Below are 25597 nucleotides of genomic sequence, written 5' to 3' on the forward strand. Positions count from 1 at the left end.
GGCTTTTATTGTTTTGTCAAGGTGTATTTGTCTCCATTCGAATGGACTAAAACCAATGTATTATTTTTAAAATCAAAGTTCCATTCCTTACTTAAAATCAGTGTCCAATCAAAATCTGCTGTCCATATACAGGCATTGGAAAAGTTAATGGAGTTGTCAGAAATGGAGTAGGTTCCATTACAAATTGCAGGAAACTTTTGAGTATCACTTTCCCCACTAAATCCACTGTCATCTAGATTCAATTGAACATTTGAGGTAATTCCATTTCTTTCAAATATCCCTACATATTCACCCTCAATAATCTGTTTTTTAATACCATCATCATTATTACAGGCAAGAAGTCCTATTAACAGTACTATTAAAATCAAGGATTTAAGTTTCATACTTTTCTTTTTTAATGGATGCACAATGTGCGAAAAGGTTGTTTTTACAAACCATTATAGTCTGCGATAAGTTCGCTTTTTACCTCTTTAGGAAGTTCTCGCCAATCCATATTCAATAAAGCACCCTTCAGCGAATAGAGGTAATAGCATTTTGGAACAGTTTTATCCGGATAGCGTTCACAGATTTTTCTATACGCGTTCTTAGGCGTTATTTCGGCTAAATCTGCCAAAGTGTGAACTCCAATTTCTTCCAGTCTTTTTTTGGTTGTAATTCCAATATTTCTAGCTTTCATGATTATTCAGGTTTTGTGTACGTTACAATATCAATTCCAATTCCGTTTGGGTCAACGATTGCAAAATGTCTGTCTCCCCAAGGTTCATCCCTAATATCGACTTCAATGGCAACCCTCTTGTTTTTTAACTCTTTATAAACTTTGTCTACTTCTTCCACTTCTATGGTCAGGTAAACCCCTTTTCCGTTAAAAGGTGATTGGAAGATAGGTTTTTGACTGGGATGATTGGACATTAAAAAGCTAAGTTCCGCAGACTTGTCCGGTGTATGCATTAAAAGATAAAATTCATTTTCAAAGGATACTCCAAAGTCCAGTGTTTTAGTATAAAAAGCTTTGGTTTCTTCTAGTTTTTCGGTAATAATTCCTGCATTTAATTTCATTTTTGTCGTTGTTTGTGCATTTACCAATCCACCAATTAGTAAAGATGCGATTATTATTATTTTTCTCATTTCTAATGTTTTGTTGCTACAAATTTAGAATGGGCGCGCAAGGTGAAATTGTAAAAAACGGACAAAATCTAACGAAAAGCTTCTGAAGGGGTTACTCCATAAAAAGTCTTAAAGTTTTTAATAAAATGAGCTTGGTCAAAAAAGCCCACATCATAGTACAGTTTGTTTTTCTTAAGGCTCTGGTTTGATGGTTTCGCATTAAGAATGTATTGAAAGCGCACCACATTACTAAAAGCTTTTGGGGTAGTTCCTATGTAAAAATTGAAGATTCTTCTAAGTTGACGCGGACTTAAGCCAGTATCCAAGTCTTTTTCTGTATCCAAGAGTCCTTTGTTTTGGATGATTAGGTTTAAGGCATTTAAAAAGCGTAAATCATAATCAAATTCTTGGTTTTTGATCAGTTGTTGCAATTTTTCATTTAACAACAGGACAATTTGATCAAAGGATTGTGACGGTTTAATTTCAGAAGTTATCCATTGCGAAAAGTCGGGTAAAATCTGTCTTAATTCTTGAGATTCATTGCTCAAGGTTTTGGCGTCTATTCCAAATAGGAGTAGAAAGACGGAGGGCAAAAATCGAATTCCGATATAATCAAATTCTTTTCCAATGGGGAACTCGGTATATCTTCTGCAAAATCCCATGATAAAATTTTGGGTTACTTGTTTATGGTTAAAAAATATGTCGATACATCCGTCAGAGACTACCCTATAAACAAAAGGTTCTTTTAAAGATTTGTTGGTTTTTAACTGCCAGAAACAATAAATAAGGTTTTCTATTTTTCTGTTCGGGCGTACTTCTTGGTAAAGGATATTGGTATTTTCAGTCTTTATTGTTGGCTGAATTGGCCTATATAATTTATGTATGCCTTTAAATCCTTTCACTTTTACTGGTCAATGATTGTGTGGCGCTACGCCATCGGTCTCGTATAACCGTCAGTTACGGGTCAATATGCGTTAATTTTCGGTTTGTCACAGGCTTTAGCAATTCCGAGTGGATTCGGACGTAGTCGAATCCGCCGTAATTGCGGTTATACATTGTTGTACTGCGTTTTTATTCTTTTACTTTTAATTCAGAATATAGGTCAAAAACATTCCTTATTTCCTCAATCATTTCGTTAGGTAATATTTCTGTTCTATTTCCATTTTTTCCAGTGAATTCAATTGTCATATTACCTTGATGATTGGATATTGAATCAAATAAGTCAATAAAATTTTTAGTATTGGTTTCTATTGTACAAAACTCAAAACCATTTTCTCTTGATTTAACCCAGTTTAAATAGTATTCAAATTCTTTGTTATCAAATTTTAATTTAGCTTTTTCAATTAAAAGTAATTTCTTGCCGTTTGTATAATTAACAAACTCCAAATACATTTTGCTGTTTTCGTTAATGTACAGGTAAAGATAGATTCCCAATTTATAGTTTTCTATTACTTCTTTAAAAGCCTTATTTGGTTCGATATAATATTTATTTTCACTTTTTTCAAAAACCAAACCTTTTGCGGTAACTAAACTATCATTAATGATAGAAGTGTTGGCTGTTGGAATTTCAAAATATTCTAGACTTTCGAGATATTTTTTATGATTGTTTACTTTGTCAATAAATTCTTCTTTTTTTGACATTTCCACAATTCCATTTAGTGTTTTAACTGTTGCGTCTCGTTTATCACTTGTTGAAGCATCTAATTTCTTCTGAATTGTGCTGTATGTCATTTCCGCCAGATTTTGATTCTTTTTCCTTTGTCCAATTGCTATGGCTGGAATTAGAATCAGAAGCAAAAGTATTTGTAATTTATTCATGAAAATTTCTCTTTAATTTTAATATTTTGGTTAATTGCAATTAGTATTCCAAAATGCAGTACAACGGCCTCGTATAAGAATAGTAGCGGATTTTATGCACTTACTTTTCTGTTTATTACTGTCGTTTGATTTTTATATTTAACTTTCGTTTTAGCGATTAAACCGCTATTATTTTATACAATGTTGTAAGCAGTTTATTCACAATCATTCTCTTCTATAAAGTTTTTTCTTTGTAAATCTTCAATTCCTGAATTTAATGGTTCTAATTCCTTGTCAAAATAAATTCTGTTTTGGATGTAGTCAAATTGTCTGATTTTAACTATAAAATCGTTTTCTTTTGTCTTGTAAATAGATAAAACCATAATTGAGGAACATAAAGCCAATGAAAGGACATATCTTTTAAAAATTTCCCAATTAATTTTTTTGACATTAATTATCAAGTAACCAACGATTAATACTAACAGGATAAAACTATATTCTATAAAACTTACAAAACGTATATATCTTCCACTCTTAAAAATTACATTTTCTCTAGTATTCTCAGGCTCCATGTAATAATAATAAGAGTATATTTTGCTTTCAAGTTGTATCAGTTCCTTTTTTGTTATACAGGTGTCTTTCGAGAATTTTGCAATTGCCATTTTTTCATCTAACGAGTAGTCGTAATCTAATTCGCTAAAATACAAATCAATAGTTTTTGATGAGTTTCTTAGAGTTAAATCTAAAATAGATTCCGAGATTATTAAAAGGAAGAGAAAAGCAATTACACTAAATGAAGATAAGATTATCAACTTTGCTGATGATATTTCTTGCGTGACATATTTGAACAATTTCTTAAACCCTTTAGTTTCCCAAAATTTAATATGTCCATTTCTAAGAAAAAAGAAAATCAAAACTCCAATCAAAAAGAAAACCACCAGCGGTGAGTAAATATTATTTAAAAACTCCAATTCAAAGAAATTTTTGCTGGTTATCTTGTCCATATTCTTCTTAATTGCTTACAACGCCGCGCTATGTGGAGTCCGGCGAATTTTAAGGAAATATAGCAAAATCCTATCAACAATGCTGTGTGAATCGGACTTCCGTTTAATCACATGGCATTGTTTGCCAAGTAGTCGGCGTTAGCGGACGTTCCCTTGCTGGATTTTGCTGTATTGGGAATAAAATTGGACGTGCCAGATTGCATAGCGTCCTGATGTGTCGCGTTAAAAAATAGTATATCTTAAACCAAAGAACCCACGAATGCCTTGGTTGGAAGCATAGGAATAACCGTCTGGGTCAAAAGTTAGCCCAAATGGATTGTCCGTGGTGGCTACTGCATTGCCGTTGGCATCAAACTCTACATTACGGTCAAAAGGGTCATTGGCCCTTGCTATGATAAATGGATTGCCACGATTTGGTGTCCAGTTCAACAGGTTTTTTACGCCACCATAAAACTCAAAGTTCTGTAGCCCTTTGTAGGTGAATTGTATGTTTTGAATGCTGTAGGTAGGGGAGAATTCTCTTCTAGGGTCCGTTTCACCTAAGATGGGCAGGCGCATTGGGCCGTAAATATTCCCTGTATAATCCACTGCTAAATCAATTTTGTTGATGGTATAGGACAAACTCCAGGTTCCCGTAAAACCTTCGGTACGTATTTGGCGCTGGGTAATCCCATTTTCGGTACTGCTTACATCTTGTAGCGTGGCCCCTGCCAAAATCCTAAATCCACTGGGGAATACCACATTTATATTGGCGCTTATCCCTTGGGAAACCGAATTTCCATCAAGATTGTCATAAATGATCTGGTTGGGATTGGTATCGTAGTCTGGGATAATGGCGTTGCTAAATCTTGTGTAAAAGGCGGATGCATCAAAACTGGCAAAAGTTCCATTATCCGCATATATTTTTTGTAAGTAGTTGATGTTAAAGTTCCAAGAACGTTCAGGTTCCAGTTGTTCAGCAATAATAACATCGCGAGAACCGGTCAATGCGGCATGGTCTTCGGTAAAAAGGTTTACAACGCGGAAACCTGTACCTGTGTTAAATCGCAATACCCCATTCTCTGAAGTTTTCCATTTAAACGCCGCCCTTGGGGTAAAAATGTTGCCATGGCGGCTATCATAGTCGTACCGCAAACCAGCTAAAAGAGAATATTTTTTAGAAAATTTATATTCGTTCTGCACAAAAAGGCCTGGGATGGCAAGTTCTTCAGGATTGTTTCCCAGACCATTTGTCGTGGCAGTAGTATTGTCATCATAATAGTTATACCGCAATGTGCTACCAAAAAGCAAGTCGTTCTTTCCCAAAGTCTTATCCCATAGTAATTGTGCAAAGCCAATACGTTGGTCAGCAAGGTAAATTTCAGGTCCGTAGGCGGAATCTTGATTGTGGTCGTTATAAGATAAAGAGAGCGTTATATTTTCTTCTACAGGCAATTGGTATTTGCCAATGACTTCCCAGCGGCGTGTAAAAATACTTTCTCCATAGATTTCCTCACCGCCCCTAAATGCTTCTGTCCACTGTAATTCTCCGCCCCATCTATTTTCATAGAAGTACCGCCCTGCTAGGGTGAATAGCTTACCACTTTCACGTTTAAAATTCCATTTTTGAAAAAGAGAAAAGCGTTCTTGGATGGTTAAATCCGTAAAATTATCATTGTTGTTGTCTATGAGCTGGTCGTAATTAAAATAATTTACGCCAAGCAAAACATCGGTCTTTTTGCCCAAATTAAATTTGGTGCCTACATCAAGATTGTACTCGCCCCAGCCAGTCAAAAAACTATCTGCAAAGAACTCTGGGGCAGAAAGCGTATTTTTTGTGATGACATTGATGAGCCCTCCCACGGCTTCACTTCCATAAAGTGTGGAGGCAGGACCTTTTACAATTTCAATCTGTTCAATTAAAGAGTTGGGAATTCCTGATAAGCCATAGACCGTACCCAAACCACTGACTATTGGCATGCCATCTATCATTATTAGTGTGTATGGACCTTCCAAACCATTTATATGAATGTCACCAGTATTGCAAACGTTACAATTTATTTGTGGGCGTACACCATTTACATTTTGTAATGCATCAAAAAGTCCTGCAGAGGGGTTCTTTTTAAAGAATGTGGGTGCGTAAACTTCTACAGGAACGGCACTTTCCAACCTGCTGACAGGTTTTAGCGTACCTGTGACCACAGTTTCATCTAAGGATTCTGCAGAGGGAATCAATTCAATATTTAAATTGAGGCTTTCTTCTTTACCTACAAGAAAAGGAAGACGTTTTGTGGCATAACCTATGGCAGATGCTATTAGTACATATTTACCAGGGGAAAGGTTGGAAATGGCATAAGATCCATTCCCATCCGTGGCCGTACCACTTTTAGTTCCTTTTAGATACACATTGGCATAAGGAACGCCTTCTCTATCTGAGGAAACTACACCTTGCACCGTAGCATTTTGCCCCCATCCAAAAGAAAGAAATAAAACGGTGAGAACTAGTAGTATGTATTTCAATTTATATTTGTTGAAATTAAAATTTAGACAAATCTAAAAATTTGTTTTTACAAATAAAAATGTATTTTTGGAAAAAGTATTTTTTTGACACGGGCAGAAGAAAATTATATAAAGACTATTTTTCACCTAGGGGGCAACCATTCTGGATTGATTTCCACAAACGCAATAGCCGAACAAATGGAGACCAAACCGTCTTCTGTTACGGATATGGCAAAAAAGTTGGCTGAAAAGAACCTTCTTAACTACGTACGTTACCAAGGGGTTTCTCTGACCGATTTGGGGACAAAAACAGCATTGTCTATAATTAGAAAGCATCGTCTGTGGGAAGTTTTTCTGGTGAAAAAGTTAGACTTTACCTGGGATGAGGTACATGAGGTTGCTGAGCAATTGGAGCATATTAAAAGCGAAAAGTTGATTGATAAAATTGACGAGTTATTGGATTTTCCCAAATATGACCCACATGGCGACCCAATTCCCACAAAAAATGGAGAATTCCAAGAGCGTGACAAGCAATTGTTGAGTGAATTAAATAGTGGCGAACATGGAATTTGTGTTGGTGTTAAAGATACTTCAACAGCTTTTTTAAAGTTTCTGGATAAAAACCAAATTGCCTTGGGTGACGAGATTACGGTTTTGGAAAAAGAGGCTTTTGATGATTCGCTTAGAATTGAAATTGCGGATAAACAACTTCAAATTTCAAACCAAATAGCTATTAACCTTTACGTTAAAGTAGAAATCTAATGGAAGAAATAATTAATTATTTTGAATCTATAAACCCAATTTTAGCAGCATTCTACGCTACTCTTTTTACATGGGGACTTACGGCATTGGGTGCCAGCTTAGTTTTTTTCTTTAAAAACCCCAAACGTTCTGTTATGGATGGTATGCTTGGTTTTACTGGAGGCGTAATGGTTGCGGCCAGCTTTTGGAGCTTGCTTTCACCAGGGATTGAAATGAGTCCGGGCGAAGGTTTTGTAAAAGTAATTCCAGCTGCTGTTGGTTTTTTATTGGGAGCATTATTCCTTTTTGGATTGGATAAAGTACTGCCCCATTTACATATTAATTTTAAAGAGAGTGAAGCCGAAGGAGTAAAAACGCCTTGGCACAGAACCACCTTACTTACGTTGGCAATTACTTTACATAATATTCCAGAAGGTCTTGCTGTAGGTGTCCTTTTTGGTGGCGTTGCAGCAGGTTTTGATGGTGCTACTATTGGTGGTGCTGTTGCATTGGCACTTGGTATCGGATTACAGAATTTCCCCGAAGGTTTTGCAGTAGCAATGCCATTGCGGAGACAAGGACTTACAAGAAGAAAAAGTTTTATGTACGGTCAGGCGTCTGCTATAGTTGAACCCATAGCTGCGGTAATTGGGGCATGGGCGGTAATTACATTTCAGCCAATTTTACCATATGCACTTGCTTTTGCGGCCGGGGCCATGATTTTTGTGGTTGTGGAAGAAGTAATTCCTGAAACACAACAAGATAAACATTCGGATATTGCAGTGATGGGCTTTATCGCAGGATTTATTGTGATGATGACCTTGGATGTAGGATTAGGATAATTAAGGAATACACAGATGAAAAAATACGTAGCACTCTATTTGTTCTTTATTTGTTTTTTTGGAATTGCTCAAAATGAAGTAAAAGAAATTCAGGATGTAATTGACCAAGAAGTATGGAAGCCTTTCCAAGAGGCATTCGAAAACCTAGATGGTAAAGCACTCAATGCAACATATACAGAACAGGTTTTAAGAGTAACTCCAAATGGGATTGATACCGAAAATAGTTTTAAAGCTGGCAACTTGGAACGTTTTAAACAGAACAAGGCAGATGGTATTTCTATTTCCTTAGAATTTTGGTTTGATAGCCGACATACCAATGAAGCTACCTCGTATGAAGTAGGTTTTTATAGAATTAGGGCAACTACAAAAGAAGGTAAAACCAGTTCTAATTATGGGCAGTTTCATATCGTCTTAAAAAGGATAGATGGGAAATGGAAAATAACACAGGATTGGGATACTTCTATAATTAATGGGAAGGCTATTTCTGCTGAAGATTTTGAAAAACAAGAACCGCTTAAGTTTTAAAGACCAATTTTTCCATCGACCCAGCCAGAACCGGCCAAATAAAAGTCCATTCCAGTTTTTTCTTCAATAGCTACTAGGTTGTTTCTGAGTTCTACAGAACGAATCCCTATTTGTTTCCGTAATTCGTTAGAAGCGCTGACCTGTTCTGGTTTTAGAGATTCGATATAACCAAATCCTGGTTTTTGTCGATCATGCTTTATGGTGATTCGCCAATCTTCCATCAACGCAAACTCATATGGGTTGAGTTCCCCTCCTCTTATAGCAGTTAAAAGTTTGGGTCTTAAATTATCGTAAAGGGTATCGGTTTTTACAAAATCTTCAGAAACCGAATTGTGGTGAGATAATATGGTGGACATCCAAACTGGTTCCCCAATTAGTTTTTCACCAGGATATCCTTTGTCATCAATAATCCGATTTAAGATATCTATTTGTTCAATAGCATGTGGTTTCACCTTTTTATTGGCATACTTTTCTTTTGCTGTTTGACCAATCCTAAATAAGTAACTCCAAGCCATTTTTTGATCCTTCTTATACATCTCTTTTACCCTCGACTTCAAGCTTTTATCAATACGATTTTCAAATACTTTCTGAAATTCTGGATAAGATTTGATTATAACGGACCATTGCGATTTTCCCCTCAATGAGGTTAATAGTTTATTCTTTTTTATCTCCTTTAGTGTCCAGCCAGATTTAATACCTAATTCTAAAAACTTAAAGGCTTTGGCATCATTATTTAAAAACACTGCCAGTTGCGTTGCAATCTTAATATCCTTTAGAAAAACAAAATCATAGCCCTCAATCGTTTTGGTTAATTCAATTAGGGCTTCGTTATACTTTTCAGATGCAATTAAAGCTTCAGCATCAATAATGTTTTTGTGATAGTTGGTATAGTCTGCTTTATTTTGACTTTGGATGGTCCAAGACTGAATTAGAACTAAAAAAACTAAGATAACTTTCATAGCCGTCAAGTTAGAACTATGATGAATACGATATTGTTAAAATCGTTTTAATTCTTCCAATAACAGTCCATAATCATACTGCAAATCTTCATGAAGTAAACCAATTTTCTTTTCAATATAGATTAACTGTCTTTCATAAAGATTTACTAGAGTGGTATTTCTTTTTATGGATGGGGAGAAATCTTTTAACTCTAGGCAAAAATATAGTAGTAATGCTACTTCCGTTTCTTTGTTACCAGAATAGCGGATGTATTTTTTAATAGTCCTGAGAATCTTACGCACACTCTTTTTAATGTAAAAGAAGCTGTTGGTATTAATTTCTGAAAACTGTAAATCCATTTCAGCTTTCACAGTTTCTATATACCCTTCCTCATGGTCAGCTTCAAATAAAAGATAGGTAAGCAGTTCCTTATTTTCCTTTTTAAAGCGGGCCAATCGCAAACACAACTGTAGGATTTCGTCTGGATTACGGTGTTGAAGTTCTTTCTTGATTTGGACTACGGTTGCTGCTTTCATGAAGGCAAAGTACGTCACTTCGAGTGGAATTCTGAAAGAATTTTGTATCGAGAAGTCTTTTTAAAGAAAATTCTTTTGCTAACAAAGCAACCTATCAACTCCTTAAGTAACTTGCCCCATTTACATCAATAATGGTTCCTGAAGTGTATTCTGCACCTTCGGAAGCCAGAAATAGAATCGCGTGTGCAACCTCTTTGGGTTGCGCCATGCGTTTAAAAGGAGATTCTCGCAGTAAATTTTCACGCTCCGCCGGAGTGAGTGTTACTGTAGCCATTTCAGTTTCTGTAAAACCAGGAGCGACAACTCCCAAATAGATATTATTTGGTGCCAATTTTTTAGCCAAAGACTGAGTCATAGAATTCAAAGCTGCTTTACTGGCCCCATAAGCAGGTTTAGTGGGTTCGCCCCGAAAAGCCCCTCTGGAGGATACATTCACAATTCGTCCACCACCAGTTTTCATCATGGCCTTAGCAGCACAATAGGTTATGTTAGCTGCAGCAAAAAGGTTGGTTTTAAAGGTATTTTCCCAAGCATGTGTCCAATGGTCAAAATCTACTTTGTCAATCTCATGAAAGATGGAGATACCTGCATTATTGACCAACACATCCAATTGACCGTAGGTATCTACAAACTCATTAATTAAAGTTTGGCAATTCTCTTTTTCAGAAATGTTTTTTTGAAAAAGTCGGTGTCCTTCTCCCGTAAGTTCTTTAAGGGTCTTTTCAGCTTCTTTAGAGTTACTTTTGAAGTTTATTCCGACAGTAGCACCCTTTTCGGCAAAAGATAGGGCGGTAGCTTTGCCTATTCCTCGGGAGGCCCCTGTAATTAATACGTTTTTATTTTTGAATTGCATTAGTCTTTTAATTTTTCCAATTCTTGATCAATTTTTGACTTAAGTTCCTCGGCATCTTGTTTCATAAAACCCCAGCGCATTAATTGTTCGCTATTGCTGCCAAATTTTAGAAGGCACATTCTCCAAAAATCCTTGTTGTTTCTTAGACTTGTTATATCTAATTCTTCAAGATTGGCAATATCTTCTACTTCCATACCCAACCGACCAAATGCTTTCTTGTTCATTAGTACCGATTCAACCAATAAAGGTGTGATGATTTCATCGGTAATCTGACGCGCGGTACCATCAATAAGACTTTCTTTAGCATTGCGGTAGTAGTCAAAAATTGACTGTGAAAGCTTAAGATTTTGAATGTAACCCATTTTACCAGAAGAGACCGCTTCATCAAATATGCCGCTATTGCTTCTAAAATAATTATCCACAAGAAACTCAAAAGAATGACCTAGAAATTCATCGTTCTTAACCGAGTCTTTACTTTTTATAAGTCGCATGGTAAGGTTTAGGCGGTCTAAACGTTCGGATGATTTTTTTGAGTTTGATTCAATCTGCTTTATGTCCAGTGCTACATTATTGGATAGGTTTTGTAATAAAATAATTTCTTGTTCACGCCCTTTCTGTTGTTCACTGTAATTATTGATCTGAAGCGCAATTAGAATACCAATGACTACTAATATTATTTCGCCAATGGCATAGAGGAGGTATTTCGAAAAATTGTTTTCGGACAACAAAGACTTTCTGATCTTACGAAAAAACTTAATCATTATGATTTGTTTCGGTTAATCTAATAATATCATCAATCATTGTGATAACCCCTTCTTCTTCTACGGTTGTTAAATTGTTATATAAATCTCCAGCTCTTTGATTCATAAAGTTTCTGTGTCTTTTACTAAAAAATGCAGTAATATATTCTGGGTCGTCATCTACATCTGGGTCAAAATTTTCCCTTGCCCATGGTCCATATTCATTAAACAAAAAATTTATGGCAAATTCCTCTTCTTCTAGATAATCGTTTAGAACGTCTTTCCATGAAATTAAATTTCGTCTTAAGCTGTCATTTTTTATAACATCAAAAGAGGAAGAGTTCAATAGTGCTTCAACACTACCATTTTTCGGATTAAATGATTTATTTCTCCACATCAAACGATAATAGTACCCAATACTATCAGTTAGATGGGAATTAGACACATTTGCTTTTGGGTTTTTTAGATTGAAACCCTTGATAATTTCCAATACTCTGGCACTAGCATGTAAGCTCACCTTATTGTAACTGATTATGGAATCTAACTGCGTCTTATTTGATTTAAAATCTAAATTTATTTCCTTTAAAAAGGCTTGTTCTTTTGCTTTTTCCTTTTTCTGCTCATTCCAATTATTAATCTGTAATGCAATGAGAATACCAATGACTACTAGCAAAATTTCACCGATGGCATATTTTAAATATTTACCTGTGTTACCTTCTGCAATTAAATTTTGACGAGCTCTTCTAAATATTTTTAGCATTAATCCACTTTTATGGGTTGATTCAAATCATCATTGTTCATCATCCATTTATTGTCTTCATAAATGGAAGTGTAAATGACCTCAATTGGAAAAGGGTTGTCATCTTCATCGCTCATGCCCAGATAGGAATATAAATTTTCAAGCTGACTCATAGGTATATGATAGGTGAATATGAACCGCTCCTCATTTGGGGAAATTGTGGTGCCCTTACTAAGAGTAGCATGTTGAGATAGATAGCCAAATTCTAAAAGTTTGGGAATCTCTTTTTTAATCAAAGTTTCAATATCAACAGGATAGGCCCCATCTTTATATTTAAAATAAATAGAATCGATTATAGCAGGACCAAGCCCTTTGTTCTCAATAACTTCTCTGATAATAATTGTTGAGTCTTTTTGGTCAAAGTTGGTGGTGAAATCCAGTCTCGGTTTAACAGAGAGCTTACTTTGCTCTTTCATTATATTGGTTTGGTAAATAAAAATAATAAGGGTAAGTAAACTAATAAGCATAGCAGAAATGCCCAGAATACGGTCTGTGCTAATTTTTTTGGTTTTCATAAAATGGTTAAAAGTTTGGTTGTTGCTTTAAAGATAATTGATAAAGTTAAAGAATAGATGTTTTAAGTATTTCCACATTAATTATCTTTAGAAGATTCTTAATTCCATAACCATGAACAAGCTTCCAATATTTGTATTACTATGCCTACTGGTATTTAATGTGCAAGCCCAAAAAACAAACTTCTCTTACACAGATGTTTTTGATTTGCAATATGTATCTGACCCACAGATTTCCCCCAATGGGGATTGGGTGGTATATCGTCGTATGGGTTTTGATGTTATGAAAGACCGTAGCTGGGGGAACCTTTGGATGATAAAAACGGATGGTAGCCAACACCAAAAACTAACTTCTAGAGAAGTGAGTGAAAGCAGTCCAAGGTGGTCGCCTTCGGGAAATAGAATTGCCTTTAGTAGCAGTACTGATGAAGGCTCCGAAATTTATCTGTATTGGGTGAATACAGGGAAAGTAGCAAAGCTTTCTCAATTACCATTTTCACCAAGTTCGTTAACCTGGTCACCAGATGGAAAGCAACTGGCATTTTCTATGAATGTGCCAAAAGCTCCACCAGTATTGGCCAAAATGCCAAAAAAACCAAAAGGCGCTAAATGGGCAGACGCTCCTAGGATTACGGACAGAGTCTATCATGAAGCTGATGGAAGAGGATATATAAAACCTGGATTTAACCATATTTTTACCATGCCCGCAAATGGTGGTGCCCCACGCCAAATAACTTCTGGGGATTGGCATCATCGGGGAACACTTTCTTGGGCAAAAGACGGTTCCAAAATTTACTTTTCGGCAAATAGGGTAGAAGATTGGGAATATCGTTTTAGGAACAGTGAAGTTTACTCGGTGAATGTTGAAAATGGAGAAATCATCGCCCTAACAGACAGGGATGGCCCTGACTATAATCCTCAACTTTCACCCGACGGTAAACACATTGCCTACATTAGTATAGAAGATAAGAGAGAGGCTTATCAGACTCGGTTTTTACATATTATGAATACTGATGGAAGTGGACAGAAACCAATTTCACAAGCTTTGGATAGAACAGTATCTGGAATTAAATGGGACACCTCAAGTAAAGGGCTCTATTTTAACTATGATGATAAAGGCAATGGGAAGATTGGTCATGTTTCCCTTTCTGGAAAGGTGACTAAACTTGCAGATAACAGAGGCGGCACTACTTTAGGAAGACCTTATGGAAGTGGTTCTTACTCGGTTTCTGAAAATGGTTCTATTGCTTATACGCATTCGCGCCCAGATTATCCTGCAGAGTTAGCAATCATCAAGGCAAAAGAAAAGAATCCGAGAAAGGTTACAGCACTCAACAAAGCATTATTGGATTACAAGACCCTAGGCAAGGTAGAAGAGGTTTGGTACAAATCTTCTTTTGATAGCCGTGATATTCAGGGATGGGTAGTTTATCCGCCAAATTACGATGCCTCTAAAAAATATCCTTTTATGGTTGAAAATCACGGAGGACCAATCTTAAATTATGGAGACCGTTTTTCTATAGAAATGCAATTATATGCTTCCGCAGGATATATTGTTTTCTATCCCAATGCTCGCGGAAGTACTAGTTATGGGGAGGAATTTGCCAACTTGCTTTATAGAAACTATCCTGGAGAAGATTATAACGATACCATGGACGGGGTAGACCATTGTATTAAAATGGGAATTGCCCATGAAGATCAACTTTTTGTTACCGGAGGCTCTGCAGGCGGTATTATGACCGCTTGGATGATTGGTAAGAGCAACCGTTTCGAATCTGCGGTAGTTGCCAAACCTGTGATGAACTGGATCAGTAAGACTTTGGTAGCTGATAATTATTTTGGTTATGCAAATTCACGCTATGAAGGACAGCCATGGGAAAATTTTGAACATTATTGGAAGTTTTCTCCCATTTCGCTCGTTGGTAATATAGAGACCCCAACAATGGTGATGGTGGGCATGAACGATTTAAGGACTCCCCCAAGCGAAGCCAAACAACTGTACCACGCTTTAAAATTGCGAAAAATTGAAACCGTTCTGGTTGAAATACCAGGAGCGAGCCATGGTATTGCCAGTAAACCCAGTAATCTAATTACTAAGATTGCACATACCGTTGCTTGGTTTGATAAGTACAAAAAATAAATTTGTGTTCCCGCGTATGCGGGAATCTCAATATCAATGGATTCCCATCTTCATGGGAATGACAGAATTTATGCAATGAAGAAGAGCTGGTTTTGGAACATCGTAATTATTGTTACTGTAATTGCTTGTGTGTTGGCATTTGTGCTACACTATAAGAATTGGAGTAAGATTGAAGATGGACAATTTAAAATCACTTCAGGAATATATAGGCAGACCATTCCGTTATCAGAATTGGACAGCATTTCATTGGTTTCAAAGTTACCCGAGATGGAACGAAAGAATGGGTTTTCGTGGTTGGCTAAAGAGAAAGGCGTTTTTAAGGATTCTTTGACCGATTCCAAGGTCTATGTTTTTGTGGATGATTTAAGGCAACAAAAGATTAGATTGGTACACCATGACTCACTTAAACTATACATAAACTTCACTGATAGTTTAAAAACACAAGAGTTTTATCAAAAAATTATATCATTTTCAAAGTAATGGGTTTAGGTTTGTAGTATAAGTAGTTGTATTGTAGCTCTAACATTATTATAATAAGTCTACTTTATGAAGTCAGATATTTTAGATAGAGAAGATGTAAAGATACCGGTAGACGACTTTTACAATAAAGTGCTCCAAGATGATATGATCAGCTTTATTTTTACTGAAACCATAGACTTTATTTGGGAGAAACATATTCCCGTTATGTATAATTTTTGGGATTCCATGCTTTTTCATACAGCTGTTTACAAAGGTAATCCCATGCTCAAACATATAGCGTTAAACAGTAAAATTGAATTGACCGATGAACGGTTCGATAGATGGATAAATCTATGGGAAAGTACCATTGATAAAAATTTTCAAGGGAAAAATGCTGACATGGCCAAACAAAAAGCTTTGATGATACGTGACTTAATGGTTCATAAGATAAGGCAGAATTAATAGCTTCTATGGAACAAAAAAGGAATATAATAGGTATGAGTAGGTGGCCCAAAGAAAGTGATGCCAAATATGTCAAATGGATATTTTTCTTTTTAATAGGAGTGTTTTTTGCTTCAGCTATAATTAAACATTACAAGTTATTTTAGAATAAAAAACCTAAAATTATTTTTAGTTCGTATACTTTTTAAGAGAAAAATAAGTTTAGCATATTTGTTGTAATGGTATAAACTATGAGAGGATTTTTGTTTTTACTTTTTTTACTTCCCGTAGTGGTTTTTTCACAAAACCAAATTACTCTTGATGTTCATGATGTACCTTCTTCTAAAGGCAAAATAAGTGTTGCTGTCTACAATACTAAAGAAGGTTTCTTAAAATTTGATAAGGTATACAAATGCGATAGTATTGTTGCCCAAAAAGGGATAACACATATTGCCATTGAAGACTTGCCAGAAGGCGAGTATGCACTTGCAATTTTCCATGACGAAAATGGGAATAACAAACTAGACACTAATTGGTTGGGCATTCCTAAAGAAAAAGTAGCTTTTTCTAATGCTAAAATGCGAACATTTGGCCCGCCAGCATTTAAAGATTGTGCTTTTAAATTGGATAAGGATACCAAAATAAATGTTTCCTTATAACCTGAGCTTTGGCTTTCATATCTTTTACACCATATTCAACCCTATAAAATGTTAAAAAACAACTAATTAGAAATAAAGTTGTTTTCTCCCCGTTTTTTATTGTAGACACTATCAGAAGTATTTTTTCACCAAACCACAACCAAGATGAAAAAGAAACTGTCACTATTGTGTCTTTTTATATGCTCCTTTACTTTTTATGCTCAAGATAGCGTAGATATAGATGGGCGACTTCAACCACTGTTAAACGAGTTTTTTGAATATTGTGATACCTATGGAATTGAGTATCATGAGAAATTATTTCAATTGAAAAATATTGATGTCACCAATAGTTTGCCACTTGAAGAGGGCAATACCGTAATGGGAATGGTTACTAGAGATGCTAATGGGGATATTGAAAATATTTTAATCAATTGGATTGCTTTAATCGACCCCGAAATCTTTAAAGTAGTTGCTTTTCATGAGTTTGCCCATCATTTTTTGGATTACAAACATACGTGCCCAGATTGTGATGAGATTATGGCCGTAAATAATGCCAGTTATTTTAATGTAGCTAGGGATTGGGACAATCAAGTCAAAAAACTTTTTGTAACCTCTCCGATTTATTTAGCTAAACAAGCCAAAGTATCTTTTGTTCAAAAAGAGGAGCAAGAATACTAAAAAGGCGCGAAAATACTTTCGCGCCTTTTTAGTAATTGATTATGGGATTACTTATCGCAAATACATGTTGCCATTAATTGTATTGAGCTTCAATTTGTTTTTAGCACTGGAACTTTCGCTCCAAATTTTTTGACCTACATGTTTATCTTCACTTATTAAACCTAATTCTTCACTGGCATAAATATCACCATGTATGGTTTCTGCTAGTAAGCTTGTATTGGATATTTTTAAGTCTATTTCCCCATTTATTGTGCTTAAATCTAAATTTCCAGAATATTTTTTAATGTCTATGTTTCCGTTAATAAGGTCTACCATAAAATTACCCTCGATTACATCCGATTTTAAGTCGCCATTTATACTGCTCACCTTAAACTTTGCATTCTTTGGCACATAGAGAACATAATTAAATTCTACTAAGTCTCCTGTATTGTAACAATTCCTTTTTTTGTTAGGATTCTTTTGTATACAGTCTTTACGGTAAGCTTTAAAAACACCTTCAGCCTCCTCTTCAATATCAATTTTACCCGCCCCTTCATTAAGGTTCAATTTGTAGAAGTCTAAAAACTGTGGGTCTTCCGTATAAATATCCGCTTTAAAGTAAACGGTATTTTTGTCCCAAGTCTTTACTTCAATATTTCTGGCGAAGTTTACATCTAGCTCAATAAATTGCTCTTTATAAGAGAAGTTTTTTTCTATAACTTTCTGAGCTGTAATTGTTGTCAGTGTGATAAAACTGACTACGAATAATATTACTATATTTTTCATAACTGTTCGTTTTTATGCTGAAATAAATTCAGCTTTGATTAGATTGATTACTCTTTTCTTAAATAAATGGTGCCATTGGTGGACTTTAATTTTATACCTACACCGCCGCCATTAATTGTACTCGTTACTTTTTTTCCAGATATAGATTTCATACCATCTTTTTCGGGTCTCTGCAGGTCAAAATTGGTATAGACTTCACCATTCCATGAGCTAAGCTCCAGGTCTGCAGCTGTGCTGCTAGGTAAGGTTACATCTATTTCACCATTGGTGGTGCGGATTACAATAGGAGAACTCTGGCTTACTTTATCAAAGTCTACTTTTATACCTTGATTTAGGGAATATGCCGTTACTGGACCTGAAAGATTTTTCATCTTTAGCCCACCATTTAAGTTGGCATTAGCTTCCACTTCACCAGAGAAACCTTCAATATAAATATCACCGTTCCAAGAATTGGTAACCGATACATTTTGGGTTTTTGGAAGAAAAATTTCGGCTTTTTCAGATTTTCTCAGATTTTTTACTAGCATAGTATTACCATCTTGTACCACATAAAAGCCAACATCGGTATTGTCCGTGCCACCAGCTCCAACTAGTTTTAATCCTTTCGCTTTTTCAGATTTCTTTTTCATTCCAGAAACCTTGATTAAAAGCTCTTTTTTGTCATGGGTTTTGACACTTACTCCAGATTTGGTTTCAATCTTAACCCATTCAACGCCGTTTAATGATTTGGTGTAATCTGATTGTGCTTGTATGCTTATCGCAAATACACATGTAAATAAAATAGTTGTGAATAATTTCATGATTTTCGTTTTTTGATGTTTATATAATTTCTGATAATATTTGATTAATTTCTTCTTTAATAAATGGTTGTGTATCTTCTTGCTCCAATAATTTCTGCATAGATTTTACAGCTTTCTTTTCCTGTGTTTTTACTAAGTTTTGTATAATCGCAATTTGAACACTAGGGTCTTTTTCTGTTTCCAAAGCTTCTATAAAAGCCAACTTTACCAACTCTGATTTGCTAAATTTTGATAATGCCTCAACAGCTGTTAAACGAACATTTGTATTTTCGTCATTAAGCATTCTATTGGCCAATGCTTTTACTATTGCGTCATCTGGACTTTCAAACTCTTCGATAAATTGAACTCCTTGTATGCGTTTGCTAGCGGATTGATTCTCCATCAATGAAATCATAGTGGTCTGTTTTAACTGTAAACTCTCATTTTCGATAGAAGCAATTTCTTTTTGGGATTCTTCTGATTGAAAGTATCTGCCTCCAACAAATGCAGCAATAAGTAAAGCTATGCTGGCGGCAACTTTCATACCGCTAGAAAACCAGTTTTTAGTATTGCTTGTACTATGATTGTTCATAGAAACCACTCTAACTCCATTATCCTTTTCATTGGAAAGCATTTTCTCAAAGTTTTTGCTCAATTGAGCAGATGGTTCTGCTATTTTTTCTTCTTCAAATCCTTTGAAAAGAGATTTGTACTCTTCCAATTCCTTGGAACATTCATCACATATTTTAAGGTGCGTTTCAACTTCGTTTTTCTGAGTTGCAGATAACACATTATCTATGTAATCTGGGAGTAAATCTGTAATATGATTTGTGTCCATAACTTATATACTTTCTAAGTAGATTGCTTTTAATTTTTTTAGCGCTCTACTTACTTTTGTTTTGATAGCACCTGGGGTACTATCCATAATTTCTGCTAATTCGTTGTATTTGATTTCATGAAACCTGTGCATAATTAAAACCTCTCTGTCTGAACTTTCGAGCTTTGCTAAAGCTCTTTGCAATTGCGAATAATCTTCATCGTTTTCTTTTGCATCATCAGCCAATCTATATGCTACGGTTTCTAAATCGCTATGTTCTTCTTTATTTTTTCTAAAATGTGTTTTTAAACTGTTTCTTGCTATTGTAAAAATCCACGATAAAAACTTTCCATTTTTATAAGAAGAACGGTATTTAATGACTTTGTAAAAAACATCTTGCGTTAAGTCTTCACTTAGCATTTTGTCACCACACATTTTGTATAAGAAATTAAATATGTGTACATGATGTCTATCAAAAAGCACTTTTAGCAAGTCTAAATTGCCTTGGGCTACTTCAGCCATTAATAATTCATCTGTTTCTGTTCTCAACAATGGTCAGTTTTGTTGGTGTTCACTCTATATAGTCAGGAAATTACAAAAGGTTACACGAACGGATTATTTTTTTTGATTTTTATCAAAAAAGAAGAAGGAAAACATGCTAAAAAGGTTTCAGGTGGTATTAGGAACAGCCACAATCACCATCTGTCCCACAGTTTTTTGAAGTTTTTTTAGTGGATGCAAATAATGATTTAGGTAGCAAGAACTTTTTTGCTAGATACCCAGCAGCAAGTAATAATATGATGTAAACTAAAACTTCTTGCATACCGTTATTTTAAAATTTGATAGGCTGTCAATGCTACAATATATGCAAAAACGCTCATAAAAGCCAGTTGGTACATGGGCCATTTCCAACTATTTGTTTCACGTTTTACAATAGCCAAGGTACTCATACATTGCATGGCAAATGCATAAAAGAGCATTAGTGAAATACCTGAAGCTAAATTAAATAATGGTTTTTTTCCTGTCTCATCCAGTTCTGCGGCCATTCTATTTTTAATGGTTTCTTCTTCATCGTTACCAACACTATAAATGGTTGCTAACGTTCCCACAAAAACTTCACGGGCAGCAAAAGAAGTCAGTACTGCGATACCTATTTTCCAATCATACCCAAGGGGCTTTACCAGTGGTTCAATAGCCTTTCCGGCATAACCAATGTATGAATGTTCTAATTTGTAGCTGGCAATTTCTTGTTTACGGGCTCTTTCATTTAGAACTTCTTTAACCAATAGCAAAGAATCCTTTGTAATTTCCAATGATTTGGGATCTGGAGATTTTTTATATGCGATAAGGTTATTGTTAATATAGTTTTTGCTATAATCGTTTAAGCCATATTCTTTTATACGTTTATTTACAATAGTTTCGGCATTCTTAAAATCGGTTGAAAACCCATTAGAGCCTAAAAACCAAAGAATTATCGAAATTGCCAATATAATTTTACCAGCTCCAAAAACAAAGCTTTTGGTCTTCTCCACCACAGTATAGAAAACATTTTTAAATAGGGGAAGGCGATACGTTGGCATTTCCACCATAAAGAGCGATCTACTTTTAATCTTTAATACCCTATTTAAAATCATTGAAGAGAATATTGCCATCCCAAAACCCAGTAAGTAAAGTAGCATCAATGTTAACGCTTGATAGCTTAACCCTAGAAAGTAACCTTTTGGGATAACCAATGAAATTAGGATAAGGTAAACGGGCAATCTTGCAGAACAGGTAGTAAAAGGGACAACCAAAATTGTAATTAAACGTTCCTTCCAATTTTCTATTGTTCTGGTTGCCATTACAGCTGGGATGGCACATGCTGTTCCAGAAATTAATGGGACCACACTTTTGCCACTTAACCCAAAAGGACGCATTAATTTGTCCATTAAAAAAACCACGCGGCTCATATAACCAGATTCTTCTAAAAGTGAAATAAAGAGGAACAAGAATGCTATTTGGGGAATAAAAACGAGTATTCCCGCGATACCAGCAATAATACCTTCTGCTAATAAGTTTGTGAATACACCAGAAGGTAAGGTGTTTTTAATCCACTCTCCAGCCATGGCCATTTTTTCATCTATAAAATCCGATGGGTAACCGCTCCAATCAAAAATAGCCTGAAAAATGAGAAATAGAATTGCTAGGAATATCACATATCCAAAAATTCGATGTGTCAGTATTTTATCCAAAGTAGCTCTGGCTCCTTTGGCAGCTTGTAAATCTACCTTGTAGGCTTTCTTAAGAATACCATTAATGAATTGATAGCGTTTTACCGTTTCTTTATGCTGAAGTTTTTTTAATTCATCCTTGGATTTGGTAGAAAAGGCAGTAGCATCTGCAATTCTTTTTTTCTCAAGGGGCATAAAATTTACATCTTGAGTAATAACCAGCCATAATTTGTACAGATCCTCCTTTGGAAAAGTTTTTTGTAAGCTTTCAAAATAGTTTGGGGCAATCGAGGTGGTATCTATATTGGGTTTTACGGATAGTTGTTTATAATTGGTGATGAGTTCTTTTATCCTCTCTATTCCACTACCTTTTCTCGTACTTACTAAAGCAATCTTGGTATCAAGTTTCTTTTCCAGTAATTCAATATCCATTGAAATACCTTTTCTGGACATCCTGTCCGCCATATTAATGACCAATATGGTGGGAATCCTTAAATCTTTTATCTGGGTAAAAAGGAGTAAGTTTCTTTTAAGATTTTCAACATCACTTATAACAACAGCGACATCGGGATAGTCTTTGTCATTTTTGTTCAGCAATAATTCTACAACAACACTTTCATCAAGAGAAGTAGTGTTAAGACTATAGGTGCCGGGTAAATCTAAAATATGGGCCTTGGCGCCTCTCCCTAATTTGCAGATGCCTTCCTTTTTTTCGACCGTAATGCCAGGGTAATTACCAACTTTTTGATTAAGACCAGTTAACTGATTAAAAACTGAAGTTTTTCCTGTATTGGGATTGCCAATTAAAGCAACATTTATGCTTTTACTCATAAAACAGGGGTATCTTCAATGATATCTAATTCTATTTGTGCTGCTACTGAGCGTCTTATTGCAATATGGGAACCATTAACATTAATATAGATTGGGTCTTTGAGAGGGGCCACTTGTATTAATTCAACTTCATTGCCTGGTAAGCAACCTAATTCTAATAACTTAATTGGGAGAAAAGTATCCGAAGATTGCTTGATTACTCCTTTTTGCCCCATTTTAAGTTCTGCAACCGTAGCCACTTATCTTTATTTAGATTGATTATAAGTAAAGGCAAAAGTAAGGGAAAAAAGCGAAAGCTTCTTGGTAAAAATCATAAAACAAATGCTAATTCTGTGCCAACCCCACCGTCAAGATTACTCATTATAGGAAGCCTTTAATATAGAGATGTCGTTTATAAGTTTTTCAACCTCTTCGGTATTTGTACCGTCGTATGTTCCACGAATTCTACCCTCTTTATCTATTAAAATAAAGTTTTCGGTATGTATCATATCAAAAGGGCCACCATCGCCATCGTTCAATACAGCAAAGTAAGACTTTCTGGCGAGCTCATAAATTTGCTTCTTATCTCCAGTAACCAAGTTCCACTTGCTGTCCAAAACCCCTTTTTCAAGAGCATATCTCTTTAACTGCGGAACAGAATCTATTTCTGGAGTAACGGAATGTGAAAGAAGTAGAATTTCTTTGTCTTCCAATGTTGCATTTTGTATTTCTGCCATATTTTTGGTCATAATAGGGCAAATACTGGGGCATGTGGTAAAGAAGAAATCGGCCACGTAAATCTTATCCTTATAATCTTTATAGGTAACGGTTTCCCCATTTTGATTGGTCAACTCAAAATCAGCAACAGTGTGGTACTTTTTTTTATAATGCAAGGTGCTATCCACCAATTCTGGGTTTATCATTGATGGCTGATAAATAGGTAAGCGCTCTTTAGGTTTTAACGCATTGTACATCAAGTAGATAATTACAATGGAGAGTAAGAGTAAAACAAAACCGAAGAATTTGTATTTGGCAAAGAATTTACGCATGGATTGTAAAAGTACTGCGCAAAACAACCTTTTTCAAGAAAATAAAGCATCATTTCTTGCTAAAAAAACCTTAAATACGTCTAATAGCTTTAGTAATCCTTTTCAAACATTTGTTAAAAGTTTACTTTTGTCTGCTTAAAACAAATTGATTGTAGCCGATGGGACTTTTTACGCAGATAGTAATGTTCATTCTGATCATTTCTATTTTAGTGATATTACATGAATTAGGACATTTTCTTCCTGCCAAATATTTTAAAACCAAAGTTGAAAAGTTTTACCTCTTTTTTGATGTAAAGTTTTCGCTCTTAAAAAAGAAGATAGGAGAGACGGAATACGGCATTGGCTGGCTACCATTGGGAGGCTATGTTAAGATTGCCGGTATGATAGACGAGAGCATGGATACGGAGCAAATGAAAAAAGACCCAGAACCATGGGAGTTCCGTAGTAAGCCAGCCTGGCAGCGTTTAATTATTATGCTGGGTGGGGTTATCGTAAACTTCTTGTTAGCTTGGATAATTTATACATTTTTACTTTTTAATAATGGTGATACCTATATACCATCCAGTAGCTTAAAATATGGAATTGAAGTAGATTCTATTGGCGAAAAATTGGGCCTACGTACAGGAGATAAAATACTTATGGTGGATGGTAAGGAAGCCAAACGTTTTAACGATGCCATATTGGATATAATTTTGGGCGATGATATTACGGTCAACAGAAACGGGGAGCAAATTACTATGCCGATTACTGATGAAGGCAAAAAAGAAGTTTTTCAGACCCAAGGCAGAAACTTTATGACCTACCGCTCCAAACCTGTAATTGCGGTTGTTGCAGATTCTTCTGTAGCCAAAGAGGCAGGTTTAATGGCTGGAGATGAAATTGTTGGGGTAGGAGACAGTAAGATTGCATATTGGGACGAATTTAGAAATACGATAAAAAGTTCAGCAAACGAAGAGTTGGATATTTCTATTAGGAGAGAAGGTCAAATTAAAAGCTTGAATTTAACTGTGCCCAAAGAGGGGGCTATTGGAATTCAGCTTGATATTGAAGACTTGCGAACTACAGATACTTTTGGCTTTTTTGAAGCAATTCCTGCAGGATTTACAAAGACCATTAAAGTACTAACTGATCAAGTAAGGCAATTTAAAGTAATCTTTAACTCTAAAACGGGAGCCTATAAACAGGTGAAAGGCCCTATAGGTATTGTAGAAATGATGCCTACTTCTTGGAACTGGACCTTCTTTTGGTCCTTTATGGCCATGTTCTCTGTTTGGCTTGCTTTTTTAAATATATTACCTATTCCTGCTTTAGACGGCGGCCATGTGATGTTTTTACTCTATGAGATGATTAGTGGAAAACAACCGAGCGAAAAAGTGCTGGAAAGAGGACAAATAGTAGGTTTTATTATTTTGATGGGGCTTATGCTCGTAATATTCGGTAATGATATCTGGAATATTATTAAAAGATTTATTTAATCAAAATTAAGCTTCTTTGTTTGTGGTGTTTTAAAGAAAAATTTATATTTGCAGCCGCTTTAGGTGAAATATTCCTCCTTAGCTCAGTTGGTTAGAGCATCTGACTGTTAATCAGAGGGTCCTTGGTTCGAGCCCAAGAGGAGGAGCAAAAAGAAAAATGGCAGCTGAAAGGTTGCCATTTTTCTTTTTATGTTTTTTGGGTGAGAAGTTTATCCTGAGCGCAGTCGAAGGGAGCCCAAGCGCTGCACTGAGCTTGTCGACGTGAGGAGTAGAGATAGCAAAGCTTCAGAGATTTTTAATCTCTGGGGCTTTTTTGTTTGCACGCATTTTGCATTCAGATCAAGAATTTATTTTAGACCCAAACTTTAACATTTATGATGGAAATTATGTTTGATGATTTAACAAAAACTCCAAATCTTACCTAAGAACTTAGTGTCGAATCCTGTTTTGATTTTATAGTGTTCAG

At 35.4% G+C, this 25597-nt stretch carries 30 protein-coding genes and 1 tRNA gene; 10 read left to right on the forward strand and 21 right to left on the reverse strand.

Annotation, left to right across the window (positions count from 1 at the left end; genetic code table 11):
* Nucleotides 1-5 precede the first annotated feature (5 nt).
* The 7 genes from AACP56_RS07945 to AACP56_RS07975 form a co-directional block, all read right to left on the reverse strand.
* The gene (locus AACP56_RS07945; RefSeq protein WP_339335660.1) at nt 6-383 is read right to left on the reverse strand and encodes a hypothetical protein; all 378 of its coding nucleotides are present in this window, start codon (nt 381-383) and stop codon (nt 6-8) included.
* A gap of 44 nt (nt 384-427) precedes the next feature.
* Nucleotides 428-676, reverse strand: a complete 249-nt coding sequence (locus tag AACP56_RS07950) for a TfoX/Sxy family DNA transformation protein (RefSeq protein WP_339335658.1) — start codon at nt 674-676, stop codon at nt 428-430.
* Nucleotides 677-678: 2 nt separating this feature from the next.
* Nucleotides 679-1056, reverse strand: coding sequence for a VOC family protein (locus AACP56_RS07955; RefSeq protein ID WP_339337017.1), 378 nt, complete (start codon nt 1054-1056; stop codon nt 679-681).
* A 137-nt stretch (nt 1057-1193) separates the two neighbouring features.
* Nucleotides 1194-2006: an AraC family transcriptional regulator gene (locus AACP56_RS07960; protein WP_339335656.1), complete on the reverse strand. Its 813-nt coding sequence runs from the start codon at nt 2004-2006 to the stop codon at nt 1194-1196.
* Nucleotides 2007-2175: 169 nt separating this feature from the next.
* Nucleotides 2176-2922 (reverse strand): hypothetical protein, encoded by a 747-nt coding sequence (locus AACP56_RS07965; RefSeq protein WP_339335654.1) that lies wholly within the window; start codon nt 2920-2922, stop codon nt 2176-2178.
* A 194-nt stretch (nt 2923-3116) separates the two neighbouring features.
* Nucleotides 3117-3905 carry a hypothetical protein gene (locus AACP56_RS07970; RefSeq protein WP_339335652.1) on the reverse strand — a complete coding sequence of 263 codons (789 nt, stop codon included), beginning with the start codon at nt 3903-3905 and terminating at the stop codon, nt 3117-3119.
* A 222-nt stretch (nt 3906-4127) separates the two neighbouring features.
* Nucleotides 4128-6404, reverse strand: coding sequence for a TonB-dependent receptor (locus AACP56_RS07975; RefSeq protein WP_339335650.1), 2277 nt, complete (start codon nt 6402-6404; stop codon nt 4128-4130).
* Between the two features lie 84 nt (nt 6405-6488).
* Between AACP56_RS07975 and AACP56_RS07980 the strand changes: the two genes are divergently transcribed.
* The 3 genes from AACP56_RS07980 to AACP56_RS07990 are packed head-to-tail and all read left to right on the forward strand — an operon-like array spanning nt 6489 to nt 8491.
* Nucleotides 6489-7145 (forward strand): metal-dependent transcriptional regulator, encoded by a 657-nt coding sequence (locus AACP56_RS07980; protein ID WP_339335648.1) that lies wholly within the window; start codon nt 6489-6491, stop codon nt 7143-7145.
* Nucleotides 7145-7966, forward strand: a complete 822-nt coding sequence (locus tag AACP56_RS07985) for a ZIP family metal transporter (protein WP_339335646.1) — start codon at nt 7145-7147, stop codon at nt 7964-7966. The genes AACP56_RS07980 and AACP56_RS07985 overlap by 1 nt, the downstream gene beginning before the upstream one ends.
* Before the next feature lie 15 nt (nt 7967-7981).
* A complete protein-coding gene (locus AACP56_RS07990) occupies nt 7982-8491 on the forward strand; it encodes a YybH family protein (protein ID WP_339335644.1) in 510 nt (169 codons plus the stop codon).
* On the opposite strand, the gene AACP56_RS07995 is transcribed toward AACP56_RS07990, so the two are convergent.
* The 6 genes from AACP56_RS07995 to AACP56_RS08020 all read right to left on the reverse strand — a co-directional run bounded on the left by AACP56_RS07995 (nt 8488) and on the right by AACP56_RS08020 (nt 12873).
* Complete coding sequence (locus AACP56_RS07995) at nt 8488-9450, reverse strand: hypothetical protein (protein WP_339335642.1); 963 nt, start codon at nt 9448-9450, stop codon at nt 8488-8490. The genes AACP56_RS07990 and AACP56_RS07995 overlap by 4 nt on opposite strands.
* Before the next feature lie 36 nt (nt 9451-9486).
* Nucleotides 9487-9966, reverse strand: a complete 480-nt coding sequence (locus tag AACP56_RS08000; RefSeq protein WP_339335639.1) for a hypothetical protein — start codon at nt 9964-9966, stop codon at nt 9487-9489.
* A 94-nt stretch (nt 9967-10060) separates the two neighbouring features.
* Nucleotides 10061-10819, reverse strand: a complete 759-nt coding sequence (locus AACP56_RS08005; protein ID WP_339335637.1) for an SDR family NAD(P)-dependent oxidoreductase — start codon at nt 10817-10819, stop codon at nt 10061-10063.
* The gene (locus tag AACP56_RS08010) at nt 10819-11580 is read right to left on the reverse strand and encodes a DUF6090 family protein (RefSeq protein ID WP_339335635.1); all 762 of its coding nucleotides are present in this window, start codon (nt 11578-11580) and stop codon (nt 10819-10821) included. The genes AACP56_RS08005 and AACP56_RS08010 overlap by 1 nt, the downstream gene beginning before the upstream one ends.
* On the reverse strand, nt 11573-12319 hold the full coding sequence (locus AACP56_RS08015) for a DUF6090 family protein (RefSeq protein WP_339335633.1): 747 nt from the start codon (nt 12317-12319) through the stop codon (nt 11573-11575). Before AACP56_RS08015 ends, AACP56_RS08010 begins: the two co-directional genes overlap by 8 nt.
* Nucleotides 12319-12873: a hypothetical protein gene (locus tag AACP56_RS08020; protein WP_339335631.1), complete on the reverse strand. Its 555-nt coding sequence runs from the start codon at nt 12871-12873 to the stop codon at nt 12319-12321. The genes AACP56_RS08015 and AACP56_RS08020 overlap by 1 nt, the downstream gene beginning before the upstream one ends.
* Before the next feature lie 112 nt (nt 12874-12985).
* Here AACP56_RS08020 and AACP56_RS08025 point away from each other — a divergent pair, with 112 nt between their 5' ends.
* The 5 genes from AACP56_RS08025 (at nt 12986) to AACP56_RS08045 (ending at nt 17226) form a co-directional block, all read left to right on the forward strand.
* Nucleotides 12986-15010, forward strand: coding sequence for a S9 family peptidase (locus AACP56_RS08025; RefSeq protein ID WP_339335629.1), 2025 nt, complete (start codon nt 12986-12988; stop codon nt 15008-15010).
* Nucleotides 15011-15085: 75 nt separating this feature from the next.
* Entirely contained in the window at nt 15086-15490 is a 405-nt protein-coding gene (locus AACP56_RS08030) for a hypothetical protein (RefSeq protein ID WP_339339884.1), read from the forward strand.
* A gap of 66 nt (nt 15491-15556) precedes the next feature.
* Nucleotides 15557-15931 carry a group III truncated hemoglobin gene (locus AACP56_RS08035; RefSeq protein ID WP_339335625.1) on the forward strand — a complete coding sequence of 125 codons (375 nt, stop codon included), beginning with the start codon at nt 15557-15559 and terminating at the stop codon, nt 15929-15931.
* Nucleotides 15932-16161: 230 nt separating this feature from the next.
* Nucleotides 16162-16569 carry a DUF2141 domain-containing protein gene (locus AACP56_RS08040; RefSeq protein ID WP_339335623.1) on the forward strand — a complete coding sequence of 136 codons (408 nt, stop codon included), beginning with the start codon at nt 16162-16164 and terminating at the stop codon, nt 16567-16569.
* Nucleotides 16570-16713: 144 nt separating this feature from the next.
* Nucleotides 16714-17226, forward strand: a complete 513-nt coding sequence (locus tag AACP56_RS08045) for a hypothetical protein (protein WP_339335621.1) — start codon at nt 16714-16716, stop codon at nt 17224-17226.
* Between the two features lie 51 nt (nt 17227-17277).
* Here the strand turns inward: AACP56_RS08045 and AACP56_RS08050 are convergent, their stop codons facing one another.
* From AACP56_RS08050 to AACP56_RS08085, 8 genes are all read right to left on the reverse strand, one after another.
* On the reverse strand, nt 17278-17991 hold the full coding sequence (locus AACP56_RS08050; protein WP_339335619.1) for a hypothetical protein: 714 nt from the start codon (nt 17989-17991) through the stop codon (nt 17278-17280).
* Between the two features lie 47 nt (nt 17992-18038).
* Nucleotides 18039-18791: a DUF4097 family beta strand repeat-containing protein gene (locus AACP56_RS08055; RefSeq protein ID WP_339335617.1), complete on the reverse strand. Its 753-nt coding sequence runs from the start codon at nt 18789-18791 to the stop codon at nt 18039-18041.
* Between the two features lie 19 nt (nt 18792-18810).
* The gene (locus tag AACP56_RS08060; RefSeq protein ID WP_339335616.1) at nt 18811-19608 is read right to left on the reverse strand and encodes a zf-HC2 domain-containing protein; all 798 of its coding nucleotides are present in this window, start codon (nt 19606-19608) and stop codon (nt 18811-18813) included.
* 3 nt (nt 19609-19611) lie between these two features.
* On the reverse strand, nt 19612-20136 hold the full coding sequence (locus AACP56_RS08065) for an RNA polymerase sigma factor (RefSeq protein WP_339335614.1): 525 nt from the start codon (nt 20134-20136) through the stop codon (nt 19612-19614).
* Between the two features lie 130 nt (nt 20137-20266).
* Entirely contained in the window at nt 20267-20410 is a 144-nt protein-coding gene (locus AACP56_RS08070) for a hypothetical protein (RefSeq protein ID WP_339335612.1), read from the reverse strand.
* A 4-nt stretch (nt 20411-20414) separates the two neighbouring features.
* Entirely contained in the window at nt 20415-22628 is a 2214-nt protein-coding gene (gene feoB / locus AACP56_RS08075; RefSeq protein WP_339335610.1) for a ferrous iron transport protein B, read from the reverse strand.
* A complete protein-coding gene (locus tag AACP56_RS08080; RefSeq protein ID WP_339335608.1) occupies nt 22625-22867 on the reverse strand; it encodes a FeoA family protein in 243 nt (80 codons plus the stop codon). The genes feoB and AACP56_RS08080 overlap by 4 nt, the downstream gene beginning before the upstream one ends.
* 114 nt (nt 22868-22981) lie before the next feature.
* Nucleotides 22982-23656, reverse strand: a complete 675-nt coding sequence (locus AACP56_RS08085) for an SCO family protein (RefSeq protein WP_339335606.1) — start codon at nt 23654-23656, stop codon at nt 22982-22984.
* A 158-nt stretch (nt 23657-23814) separates the two neighbouring features.
* Between AACP56_RS08085 and rseP the strand changes: the two genes are divergently transcribed.
* On the forward strand, nt 23815-25131 hold the full coding sequence (gene rseP, locus AACP56_RS08090) for an RIP metalloprotease RseP (RefSeq protein ID WP_339335604.1): 1317 nt from the start codon (nt 23815-23817) through the stop codon (nt 25129-25131).
* A 72-nt stretch (nt 25132-25203) separates the two neighbouring features.
* Nucleotides 25204-25277 (forward strand) — tRNA-Asn (locus AACP56_RS08095).
* Nucleotides 25278-25597: the final 320 nt, after the last annotated feature.

Source organism: Croceitalea sp. MTPC6 (genome assembly GCF_036985525.1).
Lineage (GTDB): Bacteria > Bacteroidota > Bacteroidia > Flavobacteriales > Flavobacteriaceae > Croceitalea.

Coding starts and splice junctions, on each gene's coding strand:
- AACP56_RS07945 (WP_339335660.1), bottom strand. CDS start 383: ATGAAACTTAAATCCTTGATTTTAATAGTACTGTTAATAGGACTTCTT.
- AACP56_RS07995 (WP_339335642.1), bottom strand. CDS start 9,450: ATGAAAGTTATCTTAGTTTTTTTAGTTCTAATTCAGTCTTGGACCATC.
- AACP56_RS08020 (WP_339335631.1), bottom strand. CDS start 12,873: ATGAAAACCAAAAAAATTAGCACAGACCGTATTCTGGGCATTTCTGCT.
- AACP56_RS08085 (WP_339335606.1), bottom strand. CDS start 23,656: ATGCGTAAATTCTTTGCCAAATACAAATTCTTCGGTTTTGTTTTACTC.
- AACP56_RS07965 (WP_339335654.1), bottom strand. CDS start 2,922: ATGAATAAATTACAAATACTTTTGCTTCTGATTCTAATTCCAGCCATA.
- AACP56_RS08070 (WP_339335612.1), bottom strand. CDS start 20,410: ATGCAAGAAGTTTTAGTTTACATCATATTATTACTTGCTGCTGGGTAT.
- AACP56_RS07950 (WP_339335658.1), bottom strand. CDS start 676: ATGAAAGCTAGAAATATTGGAATTACAACCAAAAAAAGACTGGAAGAA.
- AACP56_RS07970 (WP_339335652.1), bottom strand. CDS start 3,905: ATGGACAAGATAACCAGCAAAAATTTCTTTGAATTGGAGTTTTTAAAT.
- AACP56_RS08015 (WP_339335633.1), bottom strand. CDS start 12,319: ATGCTAAAAATATTTAGAAGAGCTCGTCAAAATTTAATTGCAGAAGGT.
- AACP56_RS08060 (WP_339335616.1), bottom strand. CDS start 19,608: ATGGACACAAATCATATTACAGATTTACTCCCAGATTACATAGATAAT.
- rseP (WP_339335604.1), top strand. CDS start 23,815: ATGGGACTTTTTACGCAGATAGTAATGTTCATTCTGATCATTTCTATT.
- AACP56_RS08025 (WP_339335629.1), top strand. CDS start 12,986: ATGAACAAGCTTCCAATATTTGTATTACTATGCCTACTGGTATTTAAT.
- AACP56_RS08030 (WP_339339884.1), top strand. CDS start 15,086: ATGAAGAAGAGCTGGTTTTGGAACATCGTAATTATTGTTACTGTAATT.
- AACP56_RS07955 (WP_339337017.1), bottom strand. CDS start 1,056: ATGAAATTAAATGCAGGAATTATTACCGAAAAACTAGAAGAAACCAAA.
- feoB (WP_339335610.1), bottom strand. CDS start 22,628: ATGAGTAAAAGCATAAATGTTGCTTTAATTGGCAATCCCAATACAGGA.
- AACP56_RS08000 (WP_339335639.1), bottom strand. CDS start 9,966: ATGAAAGCAGCAACCGTAGTCCAAATCAAGAAAGAACTTCAACACCGT.
- AACP56_RS08005 (WP_339335637.1), bottom strand. CDS start 10,819: ATGCAATTCAAAAATAAAAACGTATTAATTACAGGGGCCTCCCGAGGA.
- AACP56_RS08035 (WP_339335625.1), top strand. CDS start 15,557: ATGAAGTCAGATATTTTAGATAGAGAAGATGTAAAGATACCGGTAGAC.
- AACP56_RS07985 (WP_339335646.1), top strand. CDS start 7,145: ATGGAAGAAATAATTAATTATTTTGAATCTATAAACCCAATTTTAGCA.
- AACP56_RS07990 (WP_339335644.1), top strand. CDS start 7,982: ATGAAAAAATACGTAGCACTCTATTTGTTCTTTATTTGTTTTTTTGGA.
- AACP56_RS08055 (WP_339335617.1), bottom strand. CDS start 18,791: ATGAAATTATTCACAACTATTTTATTTACATGTGTATTTGCGATAAGC.
- AACP56_RS08045 (WP_339335621.1), top strand. CDS start 16,714: ATGAAAAAGAAACTGTCACTATTGTGTCTTTTTATATGCTCCTTTACT.
- AACP56_RS08050 (WP_339335619.1), bottom strand. CDS start 17,991: ATGAAAAATATAGTAATATTATTCGTAGTCAGTTTTATCACACTGACA.
- AACP56_RS08010 (WP_339335635.1), bottom strand. CDS start 11,580: ATGATTAAGTTTTTTCGTAAGATCAGAAAGTCTTTGTTGTCCGAAAAC.
- AACP56_RS08040 (WP_339335623.1), top strand. CDS start 16,162: ATGAGAGGATTTTTGTTTTTACTTTTTTTACTTCCCGTAGTGGTTTTT.